This window comes from Desertivirga xinjiangensis, assembly GCF_024436435.1.
GTDB classification, from domain to species: Bacteria; Bacteroidota; Bacteroidia; order Sphingobacteriales; family Sphingobacteriaceae; genus Desertivirga; species Desertivirga xinjiangensis.
This window is the reverse complement of sequence record NZ_JAFMZP010000003.1, coordinates 352,310-377,207: the sequence shown is the minus strand read 5'-3', so window position 1 is coordinate 377,207 and position 24,898 is coordinate 352,310. Positions and strand designations below refer to the sequence as shown.

The 24,898-nt window shown below is 41.5% G+C and carries 18 protein-coding genes; 6 read left to right on the top strand and 12 right to left on the bottom strand.

Features of this window, described 5'->3' with window-relative positions; translation table 11 throughout:
• Positions 1-2 precede the first annotated feature (2 nt).
• The 7 genes from J3P37_RS09815 to J3P37_RS09785 all read right to left on the bottom strand — a co-directional run bounded on the left by J3P37_RS09815 (position 3) and on the right by J3P37_RS09785 (position 9,247).
• Positions 3-1,619 carry an ATP-dependent DNA ligase gene (locus J3P37_RS09815; RefSeq protein WP_256010934.1) on the bottom strand — a complete coding sequence of 539 codons (1,617 nt, stop codon included), beginning with the start codon at positions 1,617-1,619 and terminating at the stop codon, positions 3-5.
• On the bottom strand, positions 1,616-2,668 hold the full coding sequence (locus J3P37_RS09810) for a ligase-associated DNA damage response exonuclease (RefSeq protein ID WP_256010933.1): 1,053 nt from the start codon (positions 2,666-2,668) through the stop codon (positions 1,616-1,618). Before J3P37_RS09810 ends, J3P37_RS09815 begins: the two co-directional genes overlap by 4 nt.
• A gap of 110 nt (positions 2,669-2,778) precedes the next feature.
• On the bottom strand, positions 2,779-4,989 hold the full coding sequence (locus tag J3P37_RS09805; RefSeq protein ID WP_256010932.1) for a carboxy terminal-processing peptidase: 2,211 nt from the start codon (positions 4,987-4,989) through the stop codon (positions 2,779-2,781).
• Between the two features lie 183 nt (positions 4,990-5,172).
• The gene (locus tag J3P37_RS09800; RefSeq protein ID WP_256010931.1) at positions 5,173-6,231 is read right to left on the bottom strand and encodes a tetratricopeptide repeat protein; all 1,059 of its coding nucleotides are present in this window, start codon (positions 6,229-6,231) and stop codon (positions 5,173-5,175) included.
• An 87-nt stretch (positions 6,232-6,318) separates the two neighbouring features.
• Complete coding sequence (locus tag J3P37_RS09795; protein WP_256010930.1) at positions 6,319-7,479, bottom strand: tetratricopeptide repeat protein; 1,161 nt, start codon at positions 7,477-7,479, stop codon at positions 6,319-6,321.
• A gap of 10 nt (positions 7,480-7,489) precedes the next feature.
• Positions 7,490-8,338 carry an isoaspartyl peptidase/L-asparaginase gene (locus J3P37_RS09790; RefSeq protein WP_256010929.1) on the bottom strand — a complete coding sequence of 283 codons (849 nt, stop codon included), beginning with the start codon at positions 8,336-8,338 and terminating at the stop codon, positions 7,490-7,492.
• Positions 8,339-9,247, bottom strand: a complete 909-nt coding sequence (locus J3P37_RS09785) for a cyanophycinase (RefSeq protein WP_256010928.1) — start codon at positions 9,245-9,247, stop codon at positions 8,339-8,341. It abuts the gene before it with no gap.
• A gap of 174 nt (positions 9,248-9,421) precedes the next feature.
• On the opposite strand from J3P37_RS09785, the gene cphA reads away from it, so the two are divergent.
• The gene (gene cphA / locus J3P37_RS09780; RefSeq protein ID WP_256010927.1) at positions 9,422-12,046 is read left to right on the top strand and encodes a cyanophycin synthetase; all 2,625 of its coding nucleotides are present in this window, start codon (positions 9,422-9,424) and stop codon (positions 12,044-12,046) included.
• A 125-nt stretch (positions 12,047-12,171) separates the two neighbouring features.
• On the opposite strand, the gene J3P37_RS09775 is transcribed toward cphA, so the two are convergent.
• From J3P37_RS09775 to J3P37_RS09760, 4 genes are all read right to left on the bottom strand, one after another.
• Entirely contained in the window at positions 12,172-12,351 is a 180-nt protein-coding gene (locus tag J3P37_RS09775) for a hypothetical protein (RefSeq protein ID WP_256010926.1), read from the bottom strand.
• Positions 12,352-12,933: 582 nt separating this feature from the next.
• Positions 12,934-13,518 carry a carboxymuconolactone decarboxylase family protein gene (locus J3P37_RS09770; protein WP_256010925.1) on the bottom strand — a complete coding sequence of 195 codons (585 nt, stop codon included), beginning with the start codon at positions 13,516-13,518 and terminating at the stop codon, positions 12,934-12,936.
• Between the two features lie 159 nt (positions 13,519-13,677).
• A complete protein-coding gene (locus J3P37_RS09765; protein ID WP_256010924.1) occupies positions 13,678-14,223 on the bottom strand; it encodes a peroxiredoxin in 546 nt (181 codons plus the stop codon).
• A 654-nt stretch (positions 14,224-14,877) separates the two neighbouring features.
• Positions 14,878-15,693 carry an N-acetylmuramoyl-L-alanine amidase gene (locus J3P37_RS09760; protein ID WP_256010923.1) on the bottom strand — a complete coding sequence of 272 codons (816 nt, stop codon included), beginning with the start codon at positions 15,691-15,693 and terminating at the stop codon, positions 14,878-14,880.
• A gap of 81 nt (positions 15,694-15,774) precedes the next feature.
• Here J3P37_RS09760 and J3P37_RS09755 point away from each other — a divergent pair, with 81 nt between their 5' ends.
• The gene (locus tag J3P37_RS09755; protein WP_256010922.1) at positions 15,775-16,638 is read left to right on the top strand and encodes an aldose 1-epimerase family protein; all 864 of its coding nucleotides are present in this window, start codon (positions 15,775-15,777) and stop codon (positions 16,636-16,638) included.
• Between the two features lie 43 nt (positions 16,639-16,681).
• On the opposite strand, the gene gltX is transcribed toward J3P37_RS09755, so the two are convergent.
• Positions 16,682-18,196, bottom strand: coding sequence for a glutamate--tRNA ligase (gltX, locus tag J3P37_RS09750; protein ID WP_256010921.1), 1,515 nt, complete (start codon positions 18,194-18,196; stop codon positions 16,682-16,684).
• A gap of 211 nt (positions 18,197-18,407) precedes the next feature.
• On the opposite strand from gltX, the gene J3P37_RS09745 reads away from it, so the two are divergent.
• The 4 genes from J3P37_RS09745 to J3P37_RS09730 all read left to right on the top strand — a co-directional run bounded on the left by J3P37_RS09745 (position 18,408) and on the right by J3P37_RS09730 (position 24,897).
• On the top strand, positions 18,408-19,124 hold the full coding sequence (locus J3P37_RS09745) for a phosphoadenylyl-sulfate reductase (protein WP_256010920.1): 717 nt from the start codon (positions 18,408-18,410) through the stop codon (positions 19,122-19,124).
• 18 nt (positions 19,125-19,142) lie between these two features.
• A complete protein-coding gene (gene cysD, locus J3P37_RS09740; RefSeq protein WP_256010919.1) occupies positions 19,143-20,048 on the top strand; it encodes a sulfate adenylyltransferase subunit CysD in 906 nt (301 codons plus the stop codon).
• A gap of 63 nt (positions 20,049-20,111) precedes the next feature.
• On the top strand, positions 20,112-21,353 hold the full coding sequence (locus J3P37_RS09735; RefSeq protein WP_256010918.1) for a sulfate adenylyltransferase subunit 1: 1,242 nt from the start codon (positions 20,112-20,114) through the stop codon (positions 21,351-21,353).
• 223 nt (positions 21,354-21,576) lie between these two features.
• Positions 21,577-24,897 (top strand): DUF4175 family protein, encoded by a 3,321-nt coding sequence (locus J3P37_RS09730; RefSeq protein ID WP_256010917.1) that lies wholly within the window; start codon positions 21,577-21,579, stop codon positions 24,895-24,897.
• The last annotated feature ends 1 nt before the right edge of the window (position 24,898 follow it).

Below are 24,898 nucleotides of genomic sequence, written 5' to 3'. Positions count from 1 at the left end.
GATTAAGCATCTAGCATAGACCGCAAGGTCTCAATCGTGTCTGCGTCCTCCATTTTCTTATCCTGCCGCCATCGCAGGATCCTTGGAAAGCGTAATGCCACGCCTGACTTATGACGTGTTGACCTGTTGATTCCTTCAAATCCAATCTCAAAAACGAGCTGAGGCTTCACGGTTCGAACCGGTCCAAACTTCTCTAAAGTATTCCGTTTTACGAAATAATCTACTTGTTTAATCTCCTTATCTGTCAAGCCCGAATAGGCTTTGGCGAAAGGTACCAATTTGTCCCCGTCCCAAACAGCAAATGTATAATCGGTGTATAGATCCGCCCGGCGACCATGGCCCTTCTGAGCATAGACCATTACCGCATCAACCGATAAAGGATCCACTTTCCATTTCCACCAGTCGCCGCGCTTACGACCCGTCTGGTAAACAGAGTCGAGCTTTTTAAGCATAAACCCTTCGGCGTAATTCTCCCTGGAGGTAAGTCGCAGTTCATAAAGCTCCTGCCATGATTTAAAGTTGATAACTGGGGAAAGCCGGAATATCCCGCTATAAGAACTGTGTTGATGAAGTTTCTCCAAAACAGAGCGACGATGCTTTAAGGGCATGGATCGTATATCATCCCCCGCAAACTCCAGGCAGTCATAAGCAATAAAGACCATCGGGCTCTCTGCCAGAATTTTTTTCGTGAGATTCTTTCTGCCTATCCGGGTTTGCAGAACGTTAAATGGCAAGGGCTGGCCTTCCGAAAAGCAAATCGCTTCTCCATCCAAAACAGTTCCTTCCGGCAAGTCAAACAAGAAGCTATGAAGTTCAGGGAACTTATCAGTTGCCAAATCTTCACCACGGGTCCAGATAAATATCTTGCCACCCCGATGAATGGCCTGCGCCCTGAAGCCATCCCACTTCCATTCGGCTTGCCACAGCTGTGGATCACCCAGGTGTTCTCCTATCTCCTCTGCAGTCTTCTGCTTATCTGATGTTTCCTGGATTGCATAAGCGAGACAAAAAGGATAAGGCCGCGAAGCATCATCGGAAGCATCCTGCTCCTGCATCAGGTCATAAAAACTGAATGAAGCCGGATCCCAGTTACCCATAATGCGGTGCGTGAGTGTTGCAGCATCCAGCCCCGAGATTTCTGCCAGCGCCTTGATGATCAGATTTTGTGATACGCCTACTCTAAAGCTACCTGTCAGGATCTTGTTGAACACAAAACGCTCTTGCCGGTTCATTATATTCCAGGAATCGATGAGCCATTGCTTCCGTCCTTCTTCGGTCATTAAGCCAAGAGAATTAATTTCCGCGATCCATTCAGACAGCGGTTTATCGTTAGTGACATCTGTATCCGGGAACAATAAAGCGATGGTTTCACCAAGGTCCCCAACTACCTGGTAACTTTCTTCAAAGAGCCATTGCGGAATAGAGGAAACCTCCATTGCCCAGAGCTTCATCAAAGTTGAATTAATTTGTCTTTTAGGCTTTCTTCCGGTAAATATAGCAAGGGTATGGATCTTATCTTCATCAGGCACAGAAATGAAATAGTTTTTAAGGACTGAAACCTTTTCGTTGGTTTTGTTGGTTTCATCGAGCTCTGTGAAAAGACGGGCGAAATCCTTCATACGTCCTCTCCTTCAGAAGCATTAATGACTGATTCTTCAAGTACGCTATCTTCTTCCACGCCTTCATCCCCACCGTAATACGTATGAGCTTCATGGGCGTCATAGCCAAGTTCTGAAAGATAACGTGTAAAGGAAGCAGTGTACCCATGTGTAAGCGACACACACTCACATTCCGTTGCATCTATCGCCTGTATCAAGCCATCCCAGTCGGCATGATCTGAAAGCACGAAGCCCCTGTCTGCAGCCCTCCTTCTTTTAGCTCCTCTGAGCGTCATCCAGCCTGAACAGTAACCAAACGAATAAGGATGAAATCTTTTCATCCAGGGAGAACCTAGTGCCGAGGGCGGGCAAATCACCATCCCTCCTTTTGTTTGATCTCGGCCCAAGTCAGAAGTGATACGCGTGGCCTCCTGAAGATGGATCCCATTGCGTAACAAAGCCCCATGAGTATTGGCTATCACACCATGTAAAAACACTTTGCCGATGGACAGATCCAAGTGCTGCAAAATACGCTGTGCCTTGCCCAGAGAATAACCGGCTATAACAGATGTTTTGCCTTCAGAGGCGTTCGTCCGCCACCAATTGTTAATATCATCGTGTACTTCTGTGGGAGGTTTCCATTTATATACCGGCATGCCGAAGGTACACTCAGAAATGAAGGTATGGCATTTTACTGGTTCAAAGGGGGTACAAACACCGTCGTCTTCAAGCTTATAATCTCCGGAAACCACCCAAATATTACCTTTATGCTCCACTCTAACCTGCGAAGAGCCAATCACATGTCCCGCAGGGTGGAATGAAATTTTTACACCGTTTTTAAAGATCGTTTCATTGTAGCCAATTGTTTCCAGGCGAATATCCCCCAAACGGTACTTCATTACCTCCCGCGACAAGTCGTGAGCAAGGTAGCGCTTGTTTCCCCATCTGGCGTGGTCTGAATGAGCATGTGTGATCACAGCATCGTCAACCGGCTTCCAGGGATCAATATAGAAATCTCCGGCAGCGCAGTAAATGCCGTTATCGTTAAATTGAAGCAGCGGTCTTGCCATAAGTATAAAAATAGCAGAATACGAGAATTGTTTGACAGGATCAGCAACCCAATTATGAAAAAAGCCCGGTGCAAAACACCGGGCTTTTCTAGTATTCTAGAATAAAGCGATTACTGAGTTAAAACCAAACTAAACTTACCGCTCTCGTTTAATTTTATAAAATCGCCCATTACCTGCAGACTTTCATCCTGAATGAAATCATTATCATCTTTAGGCTTAACTTCTCCCTTCTTTAACGGAGGTAAGCCTTGCAAAGCTCGTCTTGCATTGTTACGGGCGAGCGTTTTAGCTTCCTGCTCATCACGCTCTTTCTTTAACTTCTGCTCATTTAGAGTAACTGAAATCTCTGAGTCGCGTTTTTTGAACAAATTAATGTCTTCCAGCAGGTATTTATACTCTGGCGAAGACTTCATTCTTGCTTCATGCTGGCTGATCAATTGCGGCTTAACCGATGAAAGATTAGCAACAGCAGAGTACGTGCTGGGTTTAATCGCGTCAAATGGCAACGCTGATGGCTCCGAGCTTTCTCCGTACTTGTCTGCAGGGAAAATCATCGGGAACTGAACATCCGGGATCACGCCTTTGTGCTGAGTGCTGCTTCCATTGACACGATAGAATTTGGCAATAGTCAAATTTACCTGGCCAAATTTCGGAGCATTTGCATTGGTAGCAGTTTTGTTACCCTGCGCTTTCAGCAGAACCTCGTCGAGAGGACTGATAAATCTGGACATATCTATGGCCGACTGAACAGTCCCTTTTCCATAAGTTTGGGTACCCATGATCACCCCACGGCCATAATCCTGGATAGCAGCAGCAAAGATTTCAGAAGCTGATGCGCTGAATCTGTCGACCATCACACCCAGCGGGCCTGTCCATGCGATACTTGCATCGTCATCGGCATCTACTTCCACTTTGTTAGGGTATCTTACCTGTACAACCGGGCCTGTTTTAATAAACAAACCTGTCAGTTCGATGGCTTCCGGCAATGAACCGCCGCCATTGCTTCTAAGGTCGATCACAATTCCGTCAACCTTTTGCTGCTTCAAAGTATCGATCAGCAGCCTTACATCGCGGGTTGTACTTTTATAATTAGGATCTCCTGCCTGATATGCCTTCCAGTCCATATAAAATCCAGGGATATCAATAATTCCTATTTTATACGACTTGTTTCCGGAATTTATAACCTTTACTGTCTTTTTAGCAGACTGATCTTCTAACACTATTTTATCACGTACCAGCTCAATGATCTTTGGCTGAGACGATAGTTCCTGGCCGGCAGGTATGATCTTCAGGCGGACAATTGTTCCACGTGGACCCTTAATCTTCGACACCGTATTGTCAAGCCTCCAACCGATTATATCCAGGAACTCTCCATCTTTCCCTTGTGCAACACCAATGATCCTATCGTTTGCCTGAAGTGTTTTGGCTTTAAAGGCGGGACCACCAGGAATTACTTCAGCTACTTTGACCACTTCATTCTCCAACTGCAAACGGGCGCCAATTCCCTCAAACGTTCTCGCCATTTCTTCATTAAACTCCTGTGCTCTTTGTGGAATGAAATAATTGGTATGTGGATCAATGGCTTCGGTGAAAGAATCCATGATCATCTGGAAAGCATCCTGATTGTTTGTTTTTTGAACCTGAGTTAAAAGATTGGTATAGCGTTTCTTCAATACCTCCGCATTTGTCAGAGCCGGCTCTTTTGTTTTACCGATATTGGCAGTGTCCCTTTCTACAGGCAGGTTGCGTTGTTTAATTAAAGAACGTTGAATCTTCGACTCGTCATCGGTCAATTTCATGTTCAGCAATTCATATTTGATACGAGCTCTCCAGGAAGCATCGGCCGCTGCAACAGTGCTGAACCAGGGTTGTTTTTCACGGTTGTATATGTATGTTTCGTTTTTGTTGAAATCGAAATTTTGTGACGTTTGAGAAATTGAAAATTTAATTCTCTCCTGGTAGCGCTTCTGAAATGTATTAAACATTTTGAAGAAAGCACTCAAATCGCCCTCACGAAGGTAGTTATCAAGCTCATACCGGTACTTTTCAAATTCCTTTACGTCGCTTGCCAGTAGATAATTCCTTCCTTCATCAAGTCTCTTTAAAAAGCGGTTGAAGATCTCATTTGAGATGGAATCGTTGATCTTTACTTTTTTGTAATGTGCATTTTCGAGCACTTTAACCAATTCCTTAGCTACCAGTTGTTGCTGAGGTTCCGGCTTTAAATTATTTGAGCCTTCTACGTCGGTATTCACGCGCAAATTTGCCTTACAAGCAATTGCCGCTACTATAAACAAAGCCAGAAATATTCTTTTTAGCATTTCCTTTAGAGATTTAAAATCCATTGTATGATATAACCTATCTAATACTATACCAGTTTATTAATCAAATAAAAAAGAGGCAGTGTATGTTACTGCCTCTTTAACAACATAATCTCAAAAATAGTATTTATTGTTATTTAAAGAATAAAAATTTACATAACACCGATTAACAGTCCCAATAGGCTATAAGTCAGTCGGTTTAAACAGGCTAGAGCTCAATTTGGAATACTCATCCAGCTCATCTCCGGCAGATTTATAATCCCCTACACTGTGATAGATCTCTCCCAAATCGCCTTTAATCTTGGCTAAACCAGCAAGGTTTTTATGTTTTAAAGCCATAATTTCTGCCAGTTTAAAATCAGAAATTGCCATATCGATCTCACCTAGAGCAACTTTTACTTCTGCAAGCTTGATCAGATTCTCTATATGGGCTTCCCTGTCATCCAGTTTTTCCGCCATAATGTTTGCCTGCAGATTAAACCATTTGGCCTCGGTATACCGCTGCTGAGCAAAATAAAGTGAGGCAAGGCTTTGAAAGCATTTCATACGTCCGGCTTTATTTCCCGTCCGCCTAAAAAGATAAAGCGATTTATTAAGGATATAAGATTCCGCAGCGGCGTACTCTTTTTGCAACAATTTATTCTCTGCAACATTCAGATAGCCCTTTGCTACACCTGCGGTATTACCCATAGAAGAACATAACTGGACAAACTGCAAGTTCAATTTTATAGCTTGCGCATATTTACCCAAGGCTTGGTACAAAGCGGCCAGATTCTCTGTTATTTTTAGGACTCCGGACTTGTTTTTTAAACTTTCATGAACTTTCAGCGCTTCTGTAAAGTATTGGATGGACTTCTCTAATTCTCCGCGTTGTCCATAATAGACGCCATAGCTGCTGAACACAAGAGCCTCGGCCTTACGATCGCCAGACCGGCGACTTCCTTCCAGGGTTATTTCCAAATCGATGGCGTCCGATGTTTCCGTAGCCATAAGTATGGATTTCAAAACCTCTTTTTCCCTGTATTTTTTTAAGGCGTCAGCTTCTTGATTTTTGATATTGAGTGATTGCTCAATTTCCATTTTCAAAACAACAGCAGGATCGAGGAGATGTATTGGATTTATCTCCTGTGGTCCAATAGTTACTATTTTGATCTCTTTTTTAACGTCAAGCGAATCGGCAGCAAAAACAGCATTTTTTAACAGTACAGCCCCGGCGAGACAGCATAGAAGTTTAATATTCATTTGTAAAACCTTTCGGTATCACAAACATACGAATATAAATCTCAGGGGTTACAAGCAATTGCAAATGAGGACATTCACAAAATACCCTTAGAGCTGCCCCGTTTTAACAGCAGTCTTTGGCTTTGTTTCAGCAAGCACTTTACCTTTGCTGGTGCTGGCATTTGCAGCTAGTTTAGCTTTTGCAGCAGCCTGGCTAGCCTTTGTTTTATTATAGAAAGTATATCCAAGCTTCACATCGGCCATAAGCGGAAGATTATTCTTCTTCTTGGCTAAAAGGTCGGCTTCTCTCAAATCCTTCAACGCAGATTTGTACTCCCCAAGGGTACTTTTAACCTCTGCAAGGTTAATTAAGGAGGACACGGTTCCGTTGATGTTATTATTAGCCCTGCTCAGCGTATTAGCCTGCAGGTAGAACCATTTTGCCTCCGAATTGCGTTTCTGAAGCTGATAGATCTGTCCGAGCATATCAAAGCATTCTAGTTTGCCCTTTGTTGAACCTACTCCGCTGAAGTACGGAAGCATCCTTTTTAAAAGCAAACTTTCGTTCTCAACAAAGCTTTTCTTCCGTTTGGTGATATCCAACAAAAGCATGTAAGCCTCTCCACGCTTATTTTTTTCGGCATTAAGTTCAAACTGATTCACAGATGCGGCCAGGTATTTAGATGCTTTTGTATACTCCTTACGCTTGTGATAACCCTTCGCAAGAGCCAATGCGGTATAGGGTAATTCTTCTGTTAAGCCGTTCGTTTCTTGCTGCTTTAAAGCAAGAAGGTAATATTTTTCAGCTTCAGTCCAGTCATTATTCTTCTCATAAATAGCCGCTATTTCATTTGTAATAGCTGCCTGACAGGAGATATTCTGAGACTGCTTGAAGAGAGCCTGAGCGGTAAGTAATTCTAAAAAGCCTTGCTCACTGTTGTTTGTCTTAAAGAACAATTTGGCCATGGCTAGATGAATATCTCCAGCCCAGTTAGAATCTTGTGCTGCTGTCTTGGCCGCAATAGCCTTTTTATATAGCGCTATAGCTTCAAGCGGCTTCGCTTGCTTTTCTGTCGCTTGCTTTACAAGCATCTCAGGCTTACTTAGCTTCAATATCGGCTGTTTTATAAAAACCAGAGTATCAGTTGGCGTGATCAGACTGTCTGCCTTTGTCTGACTTGAGATTGTTGCCTGGCTTTTGACTTTTGTCTGAGCTATCACGGGTTGCGCAAGCAACGCTAAATAAAGAAAGTATATTCCTCTTTTCATATGGGGTATATTAAGAGAAAACCTCCAGAGTACCCGCATAAGAGGCCCAAACCATAAATGGATGCGAATCGGTGTGATACACGTCTCCATCGGCCGAAATTCCTATTACACCTGCAAATCCGTTGTAAGGTTTTAACTCATTCATTGATCTGTCACAGGCATCTTTGAGACTAAGTCCATCAGTAACTCTGGTAACAATTTTTGCTGCCAGCGCAGCACTGACTATGTCTTCGCCTACACCTGTGCATGAGATAGCAGCAAAATCATTGCCAAAGTTTCCCGCGACGGTCGCTGAGTCGCTTACCCGTCCAGGTACTTCAAAGCCTTTGCCACCTGTAGAAGTAGCAACAGCCAGCTTTCCTTCCGAATCCAAAGCAACACAACCAACAGTTCCAATTCGTGATGATTCAGCCAATTTATCTATATAACTGCGTCTACGGCTCTCAGTTTCGGGATTAAAATACTGAAACCCATGTTGTCGTGCAAAACTCTGTGCTTCAGCTCCACTAAGCACACTATCTTCGTAGTTCATTAATTTCTCGGCCACAAATACTGGATTTTTTATTTCTTCAATATTAACAACCCCTGAAAATTTTTTCGAAAAACCGTCCATTATTGCCGCACTCATTCTGATTTTCCCATCACTTTGTATCTGTGATCCAAGGCCAGCATTAAAAAGCTCACAGTCTTCAAGCAAAGACACCGCGTAAATAACTGTCTTAAGTGCTGAGTTTTCCTGAAGATACTCATGTGCTTCCGTTACAATGTTAGTAAGCGCATTGCGTTTGGCAATCCTGATTTCTTCAGTATCGGCAGATTCGCTGAAAAACCCTCCGTGTATAATTATTTTTGGCTGCATTTAATCGTAGTTTTTCACCTTAAGATAAACGTCCTGCTCCACCTTAATAGCCTTGTTTATAATCAGCTCATGTTTATGCAGATCGTATCTATCAAAGATCGACATCACATGCACTTTCAAATTATCAATTGAAACAGGTGCCCCTATTTCAACATCGTAAATATTGGTCTCGCTGATATAGCGTCCGTCCACCAGGATAGTCAGACCCGAGCCAATTGCCTCCAGGCATACCCCACCTGTTATCAGCAGGCCCGCATCTTCACCTAAACCTACTCCCAGCATCCCTGGATTACTGGCAACCGCATAAAAAAGCCTGCCAATACGCCCTCGCTGTACGAAATGGGTATCTATAATCACATCGTCTATAAAACCTAAGCCGCCAGTGATCTGCACCTCCCCCTTTAGTAAAGCCTCACTGCTGCTTCCGCGATAAATCATATTGGCCGAAGCCGCAGCTGCACCTGCAGATGTGCCTGCAATAACCAGCGCTTCCTGCTCGTACCGATTTTTTAGGATACGTAAAAACTCGGTACCTCCAAATATTGCGCTCAGACGAAGTTGATCTCCGCCGCTGAACATCACAATATCAGCTTTTTTTACACGTTCCAATGCGTCCGCTGTCGAAGCATCTTCGCGATTTCGGATATCTAAAATATGGACATTATTAACCTGTAGCTGTCTGAAGGATTTAATATACTCGGGACCAACGATCTCCGGAATTTTCGAAGCAGTGGTGATCACTTCAATAACAGAGTTTTCCTTTTTTGAAGATTCCGTGATCATGCGACGCAAAATTCCGCGTTCGAAAAACTTGATATAATGGGGGTGACTTATATTTTCATTATAACTTAAAGAGCTTCCCAGATCTACTGCTCCCCCGATAATAACAAGTTTTCCTTTTGGAACCATATATTAAAAAATTTAAAAGCTACTATAATTATATCAATTTTATCCTTAATAAGTTTTTAATGATGCTTTAAAACTTTCCAAACCCGGTTTCGTTTATCTATTCTATCTGAAAATGATGGACATTCTAAGACGCAGAAAGATACACTCTCATTCCTTAATTTCACCTACAAATAAATGAAGATATTAAAGATACAGGCACTACGCGGCCCTAATATCTGGTCGATCAGAAAAACGAAATTAATTCAGATGCGTCTCGACCTTGAAGACTTGGAATTCAGGCCGACTAACGAGATTCCAGGCTTCAAAACAAGGCTCCAAAAGCTTATTCCAAGCTTGTACACTCATTTCTGTTCTCCCGGGCATGAAGGTGGCTTTTTTGAACGGGTAGAAGAAGGGACCTGGATGGGCCACGTCATCGAGCACATAGCTCTTGAAATTCAGACCCTGGCCGGAATGGACGCAGGTTTTGGTCGTACCCGTAGCACCAAAACTCCGGGAGTGTATAACGTTGTCTTTAGCTATTTCGAAGAAAACGTTGGGATTTACGCAGCCAAAGCAGCAGTAAGAATCGCAGAAGCTTTAATTAACGATATCGACTATTTTCTTGAAGACGATATTATCACTATGCGCCAAATGCGCGACAAGGAGCGGTTTGGCCCGAGTACTGGCTCTATTATTGACGAGGCTGTAGCCAGGGACATCCCCTATATCAGGATGAACGACTCATCACTTGTTCAGCTAGGATATGGCAAGAATCAGATGCGCTTCAGGGCAACTCTTACTGACAAAACGAGCAGTATTGCCGTTGATATAGCCGGCGATAAAGAGGAGACCAAGCGGATCCTCAAAGAGCAGGCTATTCCTGTAGCTCAGGGTACCACTGTGTCTGATCAAGAGGAACTTCTGGCAGCGATCGCTGAAATCGGCTTTCCTTTAGTAATTAAACCTCTCAATGGGAACCATGGCAAGGGCGCATCAATAAACCTGAAAACCGAAAAAGAGGCAATTGATGCACTTTTTTACGCACAACGATTTTCTAAAAAAGTGATTGTTGAGCGCTTTATTACTGGCTATGACTTTCGGGTCCTGGTAATTGATAACAAAATGGTTGCAGCAGCAAAGCGGACTCCGGCGCACGTTATAGGCGATGGCGAACATACTATCCGGGAACTGATCGAGATCGAAAACCAGGATCCGCGCCGGGGCTACGGACATGAAAACGTGCTGACCGAAATTGGCATAGACCGGGACACAGAAGATATGCTTTCAAAGAAGAACTACACGCTTGACAGCATCCCTGCACAGGGGGAAGAAGTTTGCCTCAAATCTACGGCCAACTTAAGTACAGGAGGAACTTCTGTCGATGTCACAGACATGGTTCACCCGCACAATATTTTCGTTTGCGAACGTATAGCAAGAGTGATTGGCCTGGATATTTGCGGAATCGACATTATGGCCGAAAACCTTACACAACCCTTACATGAAACCGGAGGGGTAGTGCTCGAAGTAAATGCTGCACCCGGCTTTAGAATGCACCTGGCTCCGAGTGAGGGTCAAGCCCGAAATGTCGCCGTTCCGGTGCTCGACATGCTTTATCCACCGGGCAAATCGGCGAGAATACCAATAATCGCTATCACTGGCACTAATGGAAAAACTACGACCACCCGGCTGATTGCTCATATTATCAAAAATAATGGATACAGGGTAGGCTACACAACTTCAGATGGAATATACATTCACAATTCACTATTGGTTGAAGGCGACACTACCGGTCCGGCCAGTGCCGAATTCGTATTGAAAGACCCAACAGTTGAATTCGCCGTTCTGGAAACAGCAAGAGGAGGTATATTACGATCTGGCTTAGCCTTTAATCAGTGCGATATCGCCATACTGACAAATATCCAAGCAGATCATTTAGGCATCTCAGATATCCATACCCTCGACGATCTGGCTTATGTTAAGCAGGTTCTTATTGAATCAGTTAAACCCCATGGCTGGGCTGTACTTAATGCTGACGATCAAAATTGTATAAGAATAGGCAAAGAAACCGATCACTGCAATGTCGCATATTTCAGCATGAATGCAGATAACGCGGTTATTCATGATCATTGCAGTAATGGAGGAGTGGCCGCAGTAAACGATGGCGGATACCTTACGATAAAGAAAGGAGAATGGAAGATTCGCATCGCAAAGATCAGCCATATCCCTATTACATTTAACGGCAGCGTTGATTTTATGACGCAAAATGCCATGGCCGCCACTTTAACTACATTCCTCTGGGGATTTAAAGTGGAAGACATTCGATCCTCTCTTGAAACTTTTATCCCCTCGCCAGCACATACTCCTGGAAGAATGAATGTTTTTGAATTCAAAGACTTCAAGATCCTGGTAGACTACGCACATAACCCGGATGGGTTAAAAGGGTTGAGTAAATATCTTAAGAGTTCAGACTCGACGTTCCATACCGGGGTGATCTCGGGCACCGGAGACCGCCGCGATGACGATATCAGGGAAATGGGGAGAGTGGCTGCCGGGATGTTTAACGATATAGTAATCTGTCAGGAAAAATATCTCAGGGACCGCACGGCAGAGCAAATCATAAGCCTGATAGAAGAAGGAATAAAGGAAGTAAATCCTCTGGCAAGTTACGAAGTTGCTCCCAATAGTGAAGCCGCCTGGAATTATATCATTAATAAAGTTAAGCCAGGTGAACTGATTACAATTATCAGCAATTCTATAGATAACGCTTATGGAACGGTTAAACAATACCAGGATAAGACCGCGACGTCAAAAAAATAAAAAAATTAATATTTATAAAACAAATGAATTACTAGCCCGTTATTGATATATAACCAGCGAGAGTTGGTTTAATTGTGATAAGGTTTAGGTTGAAGCCTGACGCTGTGAAGTGTCAGGCTTTATTTTTAGTATGTCCTGTCTTTAACCAGTGCATTAACAAAAAACGCTGCAAATAAAGCCCCAATTATTGCACCTAATAAGGCAAATATTACAGTTTCTGTTATTGCAAAGCCAGTCAACGCTCCGAATATGGTTCCTAACAAATAATAGAACCCATCATTTTGATTATCTTTTTCTTCTGCCATTTTTCTATTTTTTAACAAAGGTATATTATTCAGGAGTGTCGTCAATAAATATTGACTATTTTTATGCTATCAAACTGCTTTTTGCGTCCGGGCTATAAACTAATCCCAATCTTCTTTACTATGGTGAGCACCGGTTCAAAGTTGGGACAAGCGCCATATATAGCCTCGTACAAACCGCGTAGCTTCAGCATTGAGTCCGCATATTTTTGGAAAAACGTGGACTCAATGTGGAGTAATCGTGGACTCAACGTAGAGTGATCTGAAATCCACTCGGAACTTGGGGATAAGACAGGAATTAGTCATTAATAGAATGATATTAGGCGGAACCGAAGATATCTCATATGCGTAAATTATCTTCGTAGCATGGTCGGAAATAAAAACCGTCGTATGAAACGATCATACGACGGCAATCCCAAAATTTACAATTAAAAACCTTTTCCCTTAAAGCCGTTTCACTTTTTCAGAGTACATTGGGAAGAATCTCTTGGCTCCAAGGCGGTTAACCTTATTACTAAATTAAAAAACATTCTTCTTTTAATAAAATGTTAAGGTCACTTTTTTTTCCACATATGGAAATTTGTGTTAATATATTACTTTCCCCGTGGCAGTGATCAAAGATGCAATCCGGACTGCATCGAAAATACGCTCTTCAGTGGTGCCCAGCTTTATAAGGGAATCTTCATGTGCATTTACACACATTTCACATCCGTTCACTGCGGATACAGCCAGGCTTAGTAACTCAAAAAACTCTTTTCCAGTTACCGGCTTCATCATGATCTGCATTCTGATGCGCGCAGGAATCTGCGTATACTTCTCTTTTTGAGTAAAGTGTCTGAAACGATAGAATACGTTATTCGATGCCAGCAATGAAGCACAAGCTACAGCTTCTGCAATTTCTTCTGCACTTGCTCCATTCGCCTCAGAAAATGAAGTATAATACGCCAGGAGTGGCTTATTCTGATTATTTATGGCAATACTAACTCCGATCAGCCCTATCTCCTTTGCGGATAAATGTTCTGAGCTAAGTGTACTGTTAAAATTAACCTTAAAATCTCTCAAATACCTTGATTCGCCTTTTTCAAGCAACTCCAGACTTTCTGTCCGGTAATTACCATCAACGTTGATGCTTTCTAATAGTTCTTTTATTACTTCTGTAGTTTCACTCATTTCTTTAAAATCTATGCTTGGTAAAAAAGCCCGCATGAATAAATACTCACAATCAAGCTTAGAATATTTAGCGGGTTCGCCATATCCGATTCAAAACAAATCAGACTTTTACGAAAAATCCCCGGTAAACGGGGATCTTTCTTATCAAATTATATTAACTTATGCACTTAATGTTTCCTGACCTTTTTCCCAGTTACAAGGGCAAAGCTCGTCAGTTTGTAAACCATCCAGTACACGTAAAACTTCTTTAACGTTACGACCTACATTTAAATCGTTTACACTTACCCAACGTACGATTCCCTGAGGATCGATGATGAAAGTAGCACGGTAAGCAATTTTTTCAGTCGGCTCTAAAATACCAAGATCTTCAGCCAATGACTTTGAAGTATCCGCTAGCATAGGGAACTTAAGATCGCGCAAATCATCATGATCTTTTCTCCAGGCTACGTGTACAAACTCTGAATCAGTAGAAGCTCCGATTAAGCGGGCATCTCTGTCGCGGAACTCGCCAAAAGCTTTGTTAAACTCAGCAATCTCTGTAGGGCAAACAAATGTAAAATCTTTTGGCCACCAGAACATCACGGTCCAAACGTTGTCGTCGTTTGTTAAATATTCTGAGGTTAATGTTTCAAACTCTTTTCCTTTTTCAATACTAACAACTGCTTTTTTTTCAAATGATGGAAATTTCTGTCCTATAGTAATCATAAATTATCTTTTTTTGATGCTGCAAAGATACGTCGCAAAAACACCTGACGCAATCAAAAGCAGCTTTTTATTGATCGTTTTTATCAATACACTATAGATGAAATCTATTAAAGAAAAAAAGAAATAGATACATGTACTAATTTAATGGGACGAGCCTTAGCCTATATCTCCTGTTCGAACGTGAAAGATTTACCTGCAGAATCATATAGAAATCTTTAGTTTGTTGGTTGTCTCTAATAATCAGGAATAATGCCATAGTTATAGTGCTGATGCTCGAATGCCTGCGACAGCTCCGGGCTTTTTAAATCGTCAGTGTTTCTCTAACCAGACGCCTGGCTGTTTTGCTGGCGCCGCTTATCTCTTATGCTGTTTGTAATGTTGTCGGTTTGAACATATCGCGGAGCGGCGAGGCTATTGGAAAACGGGCAACAACCTACACAACAAGCATATTCACACCTGCTTATAAGAAGATTGCCCTAGTTAAATAGGGCAATCTTAGATATGTGTGTGTTTATTATATATAGAGACGTTTAATATAGCCGGGCAGTGTCCCAATTTACCAGGCATTAAACGACGGACTTGTTATCGTCCTGATTCTTAATCAAAGAAACATAGCGAAGATGAAGAGAAGATGAATTTTCGAAATTATTTGAATTAATATTTTCGAATGAGGTTATTTAGAATTCTTTTGGTTGAATCGGTGAGTAAGGGAGTTAAATCATGCGGAAGAAAATGAAGCTTAAAGGCTCTGATTGCAGATAGTGAGTCTCTGGTATCATAACCGATCATCTTAAGTGCCTGAACACCGTTAAAACCGGCAGGTACTGTATCCAGAACAGCATCCGGCCAGCTTCCAAAGCCTGCCTCCGACAGTTTTTTCCACGGAAAAAAAACACTGGGATCAACCTTTCTGCCTGGAGCAATATCCGAGTGACCAATAAAATTGGAAACAGGAATGTTGTAATCTTTCTTAAGCTTTGTAAGTAAAAGGATAAGACTATTCATCTGAGATTCGCTGAATGGCTCTGACCCGTTATTGTCGAGTTCTATACCTATTGATGCAGAATTGATATCTGTTAATGTTCCCCACTTTGCTACCCCTCCATGCCAGGCTCTTAAATAGTCGTTTAACATATGGTGAACCCTTCCATCCTTACATACGACATAGTGAGCGCTTACCTGACTTTTTGATGAGGTAAAGGCCTGGAGCGTTTCCTCACAGGCATTTTGAGCAGTATGATGGATAATAACGTAGTTTGGCTTTCTAAGATTAAAATTTACGGTTGCTACCGGGTATTGTGCATGGGTACTTACACCAGACACTCCCGGAAATTCCCTGATGGACCTTGAAAATTCTTTTACCTGTTTTTTATAAGACCGGTTCGCCGGAGCATACGGATTAGTCGAACAGCTGCTGATGATAAAAATTGCCAGCGCCAGACCAGATAATGTTTTCAATATTGATTTCATTTTTTGATTGAGCAGATATTCCAATGTCAAAAGTAATATCTTTAAGGCTTGATTTTACTTAGATAAATAACACCTTTCTCTATGGTTGTCCTGGAAAATGCGCTTATAAAGGCAAGTATTGATCCGCGTGGTGCAGAATTAAAGAGTCTATTATATAAAGAAAATAATGTAGAATATATTTGGAATGGCGATCCAAAGTACTGGGCACGCCATTCTCCGGTCCTTTTTCCAATTGTAGGATCTCTAAAAAACGATTCTTTTATTTACGAAGGGAAGAAATATACATTGAAGCGGCATGGATTTGCCCGTGATATGATTTTTGAAAAAGAAGCTGTATTTGGAGATTCGGCATCTTTTGTGCTTAAAAGTTCAGCGGAAACTTTAGAGATCTACCCATTCAAATTTTTATTACGGATTAAATATCAGCTCAATGGCAATAGTATTAGGGTGGACTACGAAGTAGAGAATCCGGGGAACAAAGCTTTGTACTTCTCCATTGGTTCCCACCCCGCTTTTAATGTTCCTCTGGTTAAAGGTACGAGCTATGAAGATTATTATCTTGACTTCAGCGAGGAGGAAAATGCTGAGCGCTGGACTATATCAGACAATCTTATAACTGGCACCGTCCCTTTTCTGCAGGATCAAAAAAAACTACAGCTTAAAGCAAGTCTTTTTGAAAACGACGCACTTGTTTTTAAAGGCCTGAAATCAAACCGGATTAGTATATGCAGTGATAAGACAATTCATGGTCTGCACTATGATTTTCGTGGATTCCCTTATTTGGGGATCTGGGCAGCTAAAGATGCACCTTTTGTTTGTATAGAGCCTTGGTTTGGCATTGCAGATTCAGAGTCACACAATCAGAATATTGAGCAAAAAGAGGGGATCATTAAGCTGGATCAGGGTCATAAATGGGATGCAGGCTGGAGCCTTACCTGCGTATAATAGATCTGAGTGTAGCTTACACTCAGATCTATGGGTAATATTTTTATCTAAACTTTGTTATCGCCGTCGCTATTCTGGCAATTGTTTCGTCTTTACCAAGCAAGTATGCGATATCGAATACGGTCGGCCCGAATTTTCCACCCACGAGCATTATTCTAAAGGGCAGCATTACATCCCCGATTTTCAGAGATTTTTCTGCGGCCAGCCTTTTGAATGTTTCTTCTAAAAATGCGGCAGAGAACGACTCGCTTTCGCGCAACTCTGAAGCAAATGATTCAAAAAATTCCTCTTTCTGATCATTCCATTTAGGTTTAACCGCGTCAAGGTCATACTGCGCTGGCTGCCTGAAGAAGTATTCCGCCTGTGGCACAAAGTCTGTCAGTAATACGCAGCGGTCTTTAACTAAACTAATAACTTTCGGCAAACTCTGCTGATTAGAAATGCTTATGTCTGCTTTTTCTAAAATGGACGCAACTTCCTCTGTTAGTCGCTCAGAGCTGCTTCTTTTGATCCACTCAGCATTAAACCATTTAGCTTTTTCAAAATCAAACTTAGCACCCGAATGACTCACCCGCTCAAGCGAAAACTTTTCAATCAGCTCTTCCATGGTGAACAGTTCCTGATCTGTCCCATCATTCCAGCCGAGCATAGCCAGCAAGTTGTTGAATGCCTCTGGCAAAAAACCCATTTCGCGGAAGCCAGCAGCGAGCTCACCGGTAGCAGGATCCGCCCAGTTCATGGCATATACCGGGAACCCTAAACGAGCTCCATCCCTCTTACTTAATTTTCCGTTTCCGTCGGGTTTTAAGATCAAGGGCAAATGAGCCCACTGGGGCATAGATTCTTTCCAGCCGAGATATTCCCAGAGTAAGAGGTGAACCGGAGCCGACGGGAGCCATTCCTCACCTCTGAATGCATGTGTTATCTTCATCAGGTAATCATCCACCACCACAGCCAGGTGATAGGTAGGCATACCATCTGCCTTCAGAAGTACTTTGTCGTCAACAAGAGCGGTTTCAAAGCTTACCTCCCCGCGTATCATGTCGTCGAAATAAATAGTTTCATCAGACGGCATGTTAATGCGGATCACATAAGGAGTTCCTTCATCCAATAAACGCTTAACTTCATCAGGAGCCAGCGATAATGAGTTTTTCAGTTCGTGCCTGAATGAATGTCCATATTGGAAATTTGGTATTTCAGCACGTTTTTCTTCAAGCTCTTCCTGGGTATCGAATGCATAATAGGCTTTGCCATCAGCAATAAGTTGCTCGGCATATTTTCTGTATATCTCTTTACGCTCGCTCTGCCGATAAGGGCCATATTCACCTCCAGCATCGGGACCTTCATCCGGAGTCAATCCACACCATTTCAGACATTCATTAATATAATCTTCAGCTCCTGGAACAAAGCGGGTTTGATCGGTATCTTCAATTCGCAAAATAAAATCCCCCCCGTTCTTCCTGGCAAAGAGGTAGTTAAATAATACGGTCCTTACTCCACCCAGATGTAACCCTCCGGTTGGGCTTGGAGCGAAACGAACACGAACATTTTCTGACATAACAATAAAGTTTTATTGAGCTGCAAAGATAGAGTTTTAAGTAAGCTGGTAGAAAGATTACCCTTTAATGATTCAATTTCTATTTTGATCCTTAATTAATCGGTAATTCTGTGTATTTTTGCCTACTTTTTCTATAGGCATTCCGATAGTGGCCGGATCCAGTAAGAATATTTCATGTATGTTACCGGGTTAGAAAATAATATTGATTAAAATGACAGACATCCTGAAAAATAAAATGACAGAAGTTTCTGTAAAGCTAAGCAGCCTTCCTCCCGAAGAAGCTCTTGCTTTGTTGGCACAGGAATTTGCAGGTAAAATCATTCTTTCCACAAGCTTCAGCTGGGAAGATCAGGTCATCTCTCACATGGTACTGTCGCAAAGACTTCCCATAAAGATATTTACTCTTGATACGGGCCGTTTGTTTAGTGAAACCTATTATGTATGGAGTCGCACAAACGAGATGTACAATACTACTGTGGAAGCATATTATCCAAATGCTGGTTTGTTGGAGGAGTTTGTAACGCAAAAAGGGCCGAACTCTTTTTACGAGTCAGTTGAAAACCGTAAAGGATGCTGCTATATCCGCAAAGTGGAGCCTTTACAAAGGGCACTTAGGGGCAATGACCTTTGGATAACTGGTTTAAGAGCCGAACACTCGCCTGAACGCGGCGACCTTCCAATGATCGAATTTGACGAAACTAATAATATAATAAAGTTCCACCCCTTGCTACACTGGAGCACAGATGAGGTAAAAGCTTTCATTAATAAGAATGGCATTCCTTATAATACATTGCACGATAAAGGTTTTGTAAGTATTGGATGCCAACCTTGTACCCGTGCTATTATGCCGGGCGACGATTTCCGTGCGGGCCGTTGGTGGTGGGAAGATAAAACGAGTAAAGAGTGCGGACTACACGCACATTCATAATAATTGACAAAAACAACTATGCCATCTAAATTAGATTACCTGGATTTACTTGAAGCTGAATCTATCCACATTATGCGTGAGGTAGCTGGTCAGTTTGAGCGTCCGGCGCTTTTATTTTCTGGAGGAAAAGATTCAATTACGCTGGTACAGTTAGCGTTAAAAGCGTTTAAGCCGGGCAAAATCCCTTTCCCTCTTGTACACATTGACACGGGCCATAATTTTCCGGAAGCTTTGGAATATCGTGACAGGTTAGCGAATGAATTGGGAGCTAAACTTATTGTACGTAATGTAGAAGATACCATTAAGGCAAAAGGATTAAAAGAACCTGTTGGAAAATTTGCCTCCAGGAACGCGCTTCAATCGTATACTTTATTGGATACTATTGAGGAGTTCGGTTTTGATGCCTGTATTGGCGGAGCACGCCGCGATGAGGAAAAAGCACGTGCTAAAGAGCGTATCTTTTCTGTGAGGGATGAATTTGGTCAGTGGGATCCTAAAAAACAGCGTCCTGAACTATGGAATCTTTATAACGGGAAAATCTCAAAAGGTGAGAACGTGCGGGTGTTTCCAATTTCTAACTGGGTTGAGCTGGATGTTTGGAACTATATAAAAAGAGAGGGTGTTGAACTACCGTCTATTTACTTTACACATGAGCGCGAGGTTTTGGTTTATGGCGAACACCTTGTTTCTACGTCTCCCTTTATCCGTATCGATGAAGGAGATGTCATCGAGAAAAGACATGTTCGTTACCGCACTGTCGGTGACATGACTTGTACAGCTGCTGTAGAATCTACCGCTTCGAACATTGATGATATCATTTCGGAAATCAACAGAACTAATATCAGCGAGCGCGGCGAAACCCGTATAGACGATCAGGTTTCTGAAGCAGCAATGGAAGACCGTAAAAAGAACGGATATTTTTAGGGAGTTACAAGGTGCAGGTTAAGTGCTTGCAACCTGTAGCTTATAAAAAATTTATAACTGACAATGGATTTATTACGATTTATAACTGCAGGCAGCGTTGATGACGGGAAGAGTACCCTGATTGGCCGCTTGTTATATGATACTGATTCAATTAAGGTTGATCAGCTTGCTACTATACAAAAACAAAGTAAAAATAAAGGAGAAGGTGAGATTGATCTTGCTTTGTTTACCGACGGGTTACGTGCTGAAAGAGAGCAGGGAATCACTATCGATGTTGCTTACAAGTATTTCAATACTGAAAAACGCAAATTTATTATTGCTGATGCTCCAGGGCATATTCAGTATACCCGGAACATGGTTACGGGCGCTTCAAACTCTGACCTGATCATTATTCTTATTGATGCCAGGTTGGGAGTTATTGAACAAACCCGCCGTCACAGTATTATTGCGTCATTGTTGCAAATTCCGCATGTAGTAGTTACCATAAATAAGATGGATATGGTTGACTTTTCAGAAGAGGTATATAATAACATTGTTATTGAATATTCCAAAATTGCAAAGCAGCTTAATATCAAAGACGTCACTTTTATTCCTATCAGTGCTTTGAATGGAGACAACATCGTTACTCCTTCCGAAAATACTCCATGGTTTAAAGGCGAGACCTTACTGCATTTATTGGAGAACATTAATATCAGCAACGATATTAATTTAACCGACTCCCGCTTTCCTGTTCAATACGTGATCCGCCCACAATCTGACGACCTTCACGATTACCGTGGTTACGCTGGAAAAGTGGTTAGCGGAACCTATAAGAGGGGTGATAAAGTGACAGTTCTACCCGATGGGATTGATTCGGTTATTGAGGCCGTTGAAGTTCACGGAGAAGAAGTTGAGGAAGCTTTTGCTCCCCAAAGTGCAGTAATTCGTCTAAAGGATGACATTGATATCAACCGTGGCGATATGATTGTTACAAAAAACAGCATTCCAAAAGTTTCACAGGATATCGAAGCTACTTTATGCTGGATGGATAGCCGGCCTTTGGTTCCGGGGAATAAATATTTATTGCAGGTGCAAAGCAAACGGGTGAGATGTATCGTGAAAGAGATTAATTTCAAACTGGATGTAAACACCCTGGAAAGACAAGATAATATTGAACAGGCTGGATTAAATGACGTGGTGCATGTCACGTTAAAAACGGCGTCACCTATAGTCTTTGATAGCTATAACGCCATCCGTGCCAACGGAGGTGCAATCTTAATCGATGAAACAGCCCATACAACTGTAGCAGGTTGTATGCTACAATAAAACACAGACAGGAAATCTCTAACTGGAGGTTTCCTGTTTGTTAAATGCTTATAAGGCACTTTATGAGCAATTAAACTTCCTGAGGGAAGCTCACATAGGGAGGATGAAAGTACGTTGAAGGTTCTTTGTAGCCCTTAAAAAAACAATTTGACTTCACAAAAAAGCTCAGCCTGTACCTTTTGTAACAAAATTTCGTTAATTTCATATGCCCTAACCGGTTAATATGAAAGCATCTGCCAGCAATTATTCCTATCTCATTGATAAGATAGATGAGTTTATAAGGAAATACTACCTTAATCAGGTAGTAAGGGGCGTGCTATACTTATTTGCTTCTTTTTTCGCGAGCTACATCATCGTTGCAATAGCTGAATTTTACGGCAATTTTTCTCAGCTAACCCGCACCATACTTTTCTATAGTTTTCTGCTCTTGAATGGTTGTATTTTCATTAACTGGATTTTTATCCCAATTCTGCATTATTACCGCCTTGGCAGAACTATTTCACATGAACAAGCATCTGAGATTATTGGGCGTCATTTCAACCCTGTAAAAGACAAACTTTTAAACACTCTTCAGTTAAAAAGACTGGCCGATGAAAGCAAGTTCGGCAGGGAACTCATCGAGGCTAGCATAAACCAAAAGATCTTTGAGCTAAAACCGATTCCTTTCACCAGCGCCATAAAAATTAAGGATAACCGTAAGTATCTCAAATATGTGCTGCTGCCCCTTGTGATCATAGTGTTGATAGGGGCAACAGCACCTAGTATCCTTAGCGAGAGCACTGAACGACTTTTAAAGCACGACAGGAAATTCGAAAAGAAAGCACCATTCGACTTTCTCGTGCTAAATAAAAGACTTTCAGCTGTCCAGGGAGATGACTTTGAGCTTAGGCTGAAAATGATTGGAAATGAGATCCCTCAGGATATTTATCTCGAAGATGGGCTAAATACTTATAAGCTTAATAAAGAGACCATCATCAATTTCAATCATGTCTTTAGAAACATCCAGGGCAACAAACAGATACGGTTTATAGCCGATGAATATACATCTAAACCTTATACTATTTACGTACAAAAGAAGCCATCTATAATAAGATATGAAGCACTGATCGAGTATCCGGCCTATTTGAACAAAAAAAATGAGTATGTCACTAACTCTGGCGACTTAAGCTTACCTGCTGGCACGAATGTGAAATGGAAGCTCACTGCCGCGAATACAAGTCAGATTGAAATGAAAATTGCCGAAAAGATCTTGTCTCTACAACCGCTTAAAGATGGTTCATTTAGGTTCAGCCAGCGCTTTATGCGAAATACCACCTTTTATGTTAGTCCTTTTAATGAAGAAACGCGACTAAGTGATCCTGTTTTATATCATATAAATATTATACCCGACCTGCACCCCTCAATTCTGATTTCCGAGCGCCCTGATCCTGTAAACCACAAGACCCTTTACTTTTTTGGACAGGCTAGTGATGACCATGGATTCACAGCCCTTAGATTTAAGTATAGGACTACTGGAGGCACCGGTACTGCGAAAGCATTCACAAAGGAACTTCCTATGGATAAAAAAAATAATTTAAGCTGTAATTTTTTTCACACATTAGACGTAAGTAGAATACAAATAAGTCCTGGGCAGCAGATCGAATATTATTTCGAGATCTACGACAATGATGGTGTGAATGGTCCAAAGGTTTCACGGTCTCCGCTAAAAGTTTATAAGTTTCCCACAGTAGATGAGATGGTGCAAAAAGTTGAACAGTCATCAACGCAAGTGCAAAACAAAATGCAGGAAGCTATCAAAATGACAGCGGAGATAGAGCGGGAAACGAAGCGCCTTAATCAGCAGTTGTTAAATAAAAGGGATCTAAACTTTGAGGAAAAGAAACAAATAGAACAATTGCTTGATAAACAAAAACAGCTGGAACAACTGGTACAAGAGATTCAACAAGAGAATAGTAAGAATTTACTTGACCGGAAAGACCTGAACCGCTCAGATGAAAAGCTCCTTCAGAAGCAAAGAGAAATCGAGGATCTGTTTAATAACGTTTTGGATGAGAAGACTAAAGATATCTTAAAGAAAATTGAAAAATTGCTCGACCAGAATAATAAAAGTCAAACTCAACAGGAACTCTCCAATATGCAAAAAGACAATAAGGACTTGCATAAGGAACTTGACAGAATATTGGAGTTATATAAGCAGTTAGAGTTTGATCAGAAATTAGATGAAGCTGTTAAAAATTTGGATAAATTAGCGGAGAAACAAAATCAACTAAAAGAACAAACTAAACAGAATAAGGCAAGTTTTGAGGAGCTAAAAAAACAACAGGAAGATATAAATAAGGCTTTCGACAAGCTAAAGACTGATCTTAAGGGGCTCGAAGAAAAAGCAGCAGCACTTGAAAAGAACAATTTTGAGCTCCCAGGAGAGGAGCAGAAACAAATAGAGGATCTTCTTAATAAAAGTGAAGAAAACCTTGAAAACAAAAATAGCAAGAGGGCTGCCGAAAAACAGCAGCAAGCTGCCTCCGAAATGAAAGAGTTGTCGGACAAGCTCGATCAAATGCAAGATAAAAGCGAACAGCAAGAGAATCAGATTAATATGCAAAGTCTAAGACAAATATTGGACAATCTATTAAACACTTCTTTTGATCAGGAAAATGTAATGCAGACATTTCGGAGTACGTCTTCGAACGATCCTAATTATATTAGGCTTACACAAAAACAAAAAAGCATAAAAGACAATTTAAAACTAGTACAAGATAGTCTATATGCACTGAGCAAGAAGGTGCCGCAAATAGAATCAGTAGTTAATAAAGAGATACAAGACATAAATCAGAACATCGAGAATGCATTGAACAACCTGGCTGAACGAAGGACGGCTGAAGCCAATAGAAATCAGCAATATGCCATGACATCGATTAATAATTTGGCCCTAATGTTGAGCGAAGTTCAGGAAGCCTTGCAGAAAATGCAAAATTCTCAGCAAAAAGGAAAAGGTAAACAAAAAAGTCTTTCTCAACTGAGTCAAATGCAGGAAGAGTTAAATAAGAATATGCAGAATGCCCGGCAGCAAATGCAAAGCGGGAATCAAAATAAGGGCCAGGGCAAAGAAAGCCAGATGAGCGAACAAATGGCGCGAATGGCTCGTGAACAACAATTAATAAGGCAGTCTCTGCAGGAAATTAACAGGGATTTGAACAAAAATGGCAAAGGCGAGTTAGGGAATCTCGACAAAGTTTCGAAAGAAATGGAACAAAGTGAGACTGATCTCGTAAACAAAACAATTCGGCAGGAGACATTAATAAGACAACAGGAGATCTTAACGAGACTGCTGGAAGCTGAAAAATCTGAACGTGAACGGGAACTTGATACAAAACGAGAGAGCAAGCAGGGTAAAGATCAGTCAGCAAAAAATAAAATTGTATTAGATGAGTTTAAAAAACTCAAACAAAGTGAAATAGAATTGTTAAAGACTGTACCGCCTTCATTGAATTCATTTTATAAAATGAAAGTAGGCGATTATTTTAGGATTTTAAATACTAATTAAT

Bases quoted from the DNA above. Each gene is read 5' to 3' on its own strand.
- J3P37_RS09815 (WP_256010934.1), bottom strand. From the start codon at position 1,619: ATGAAGGATTTCGCCCGTCTTTTCACAGAGCTCGATGAAACCAACAAA.
- J3P37_RS09810 (WP_256010933.1), bottom strand. From the start codon at position 2,668: ATGGCAAGACCGCTGCTTCAATTTAACGATAACGGCATTTACTGCGCT.
- J3P37_RS09805 (WP_256010932.1), bottom strand. From the start codon at position 4,989: ATGCTAAAAAGAATATTTCTGGCTTTGTTTATAGTAGCGGCAATTGCT.
- J3P37_RS09800 (WP_256010931.1), bottom strand. From the start codon at position 6,231: ATGAATATTAAACTTCTATGCTGTCTCGCCGGGGCTGTACTGTTAAAA.
- J3P37_RS09795 (WP_256010930.1), bottom strand. From the start codon at position 7,479: ATGAAAAGAGGAATATACTTTCTTTATTTAGCGTTGCTTGCGCAACCC.
- J3P37_RS09790 (WP_256010929.1), bottom strand. From the start codon at position 8,338: ATGCAGCCAAAAATAATTATACACGGAGGGTTTTTCAGCGAATCTGCC.
- J3P37_RS09785 (WP_256010928.1), bottom strand. From the start codon at position 9,247: ATGGTTCCAAAAGGAAAACTTGTTATTATCGGGGGAGCAGTAGATCTG.
- cphA (WP_256010927.1), top strand. From the start codon at position 9,422: ATGAAGATATTAAAGATACAGGCACTACGCGGCCCTAATATCTGGTCG.
- J3P37_RS09775 (WP_256010926.1), bottom strand. From the start codon at position 12,351: ATGGCAGAAGAAAAAGATAATCAAAATGATGGGTTCTATTATTTGTTA.
- J3P37_RS09770 (WP_256010925.1), bottom strand. From the start codon at position 13,518: ATGAGTGAAACTACAGAAGTAATAAAAGAACTATTAGAAAGCATCAAC.
- J3P37_RS09765 (WP_256010924.1), bottom strand. From the start codon at position 14,223: ATGATTACTATAGGACAGAAATTTCCATCATTTGAAAAAAAAGCAGTT.
- J3P37_RS09760 (WP_256010923.1), bottom strand. From the start codon at position 15,693: ATGAAATCAATATTGAAAACATTATCTGGTCTGGCGCTGGCAATTTTT.
- J3P37_RS09755 (WP_256010922.1), top strand. From the start codon at position 15,775: ATGGTTGTCCTGGAAAATGCGCTTATAAAGGCAAGTATTGATCCGCGT.
- gltX (WP_256010921.1), bottom strand. From the start codon at position 18,196: ATGTCAGAAAATGTTCGTGTTCGTTTCGCTCCAAGCCCAACCGGAGGG.
- J3P37_RS09745 (WP_256010920.1), top strand. From the start codon at position 18,408: ATGACAGACATCCTGAAAAATAAAATGACAGAAGTTTCTGTAAAGCTA.
- cysD (WP_256010919.1), top strand. From the start codon at position 19,143: ATGCCATCTAAATTAGATTACCTGGATTTACTTGAAGCTGAATCTATC.
- J3P37_RS09735 (WP_256010918.1), top strand. From the start codon at position 20,112: ATGGATTTATTACGATTTATAACTGCAGGCAGCGTTGATGACGGGAAG.
- J3P37_RS09730 (WP_256010917.1), top strand. From the start codon at position 21,577: ATGAAAGCATCTGCCAGCAATTATTCCTATCTCATTGATAAGATAGAT.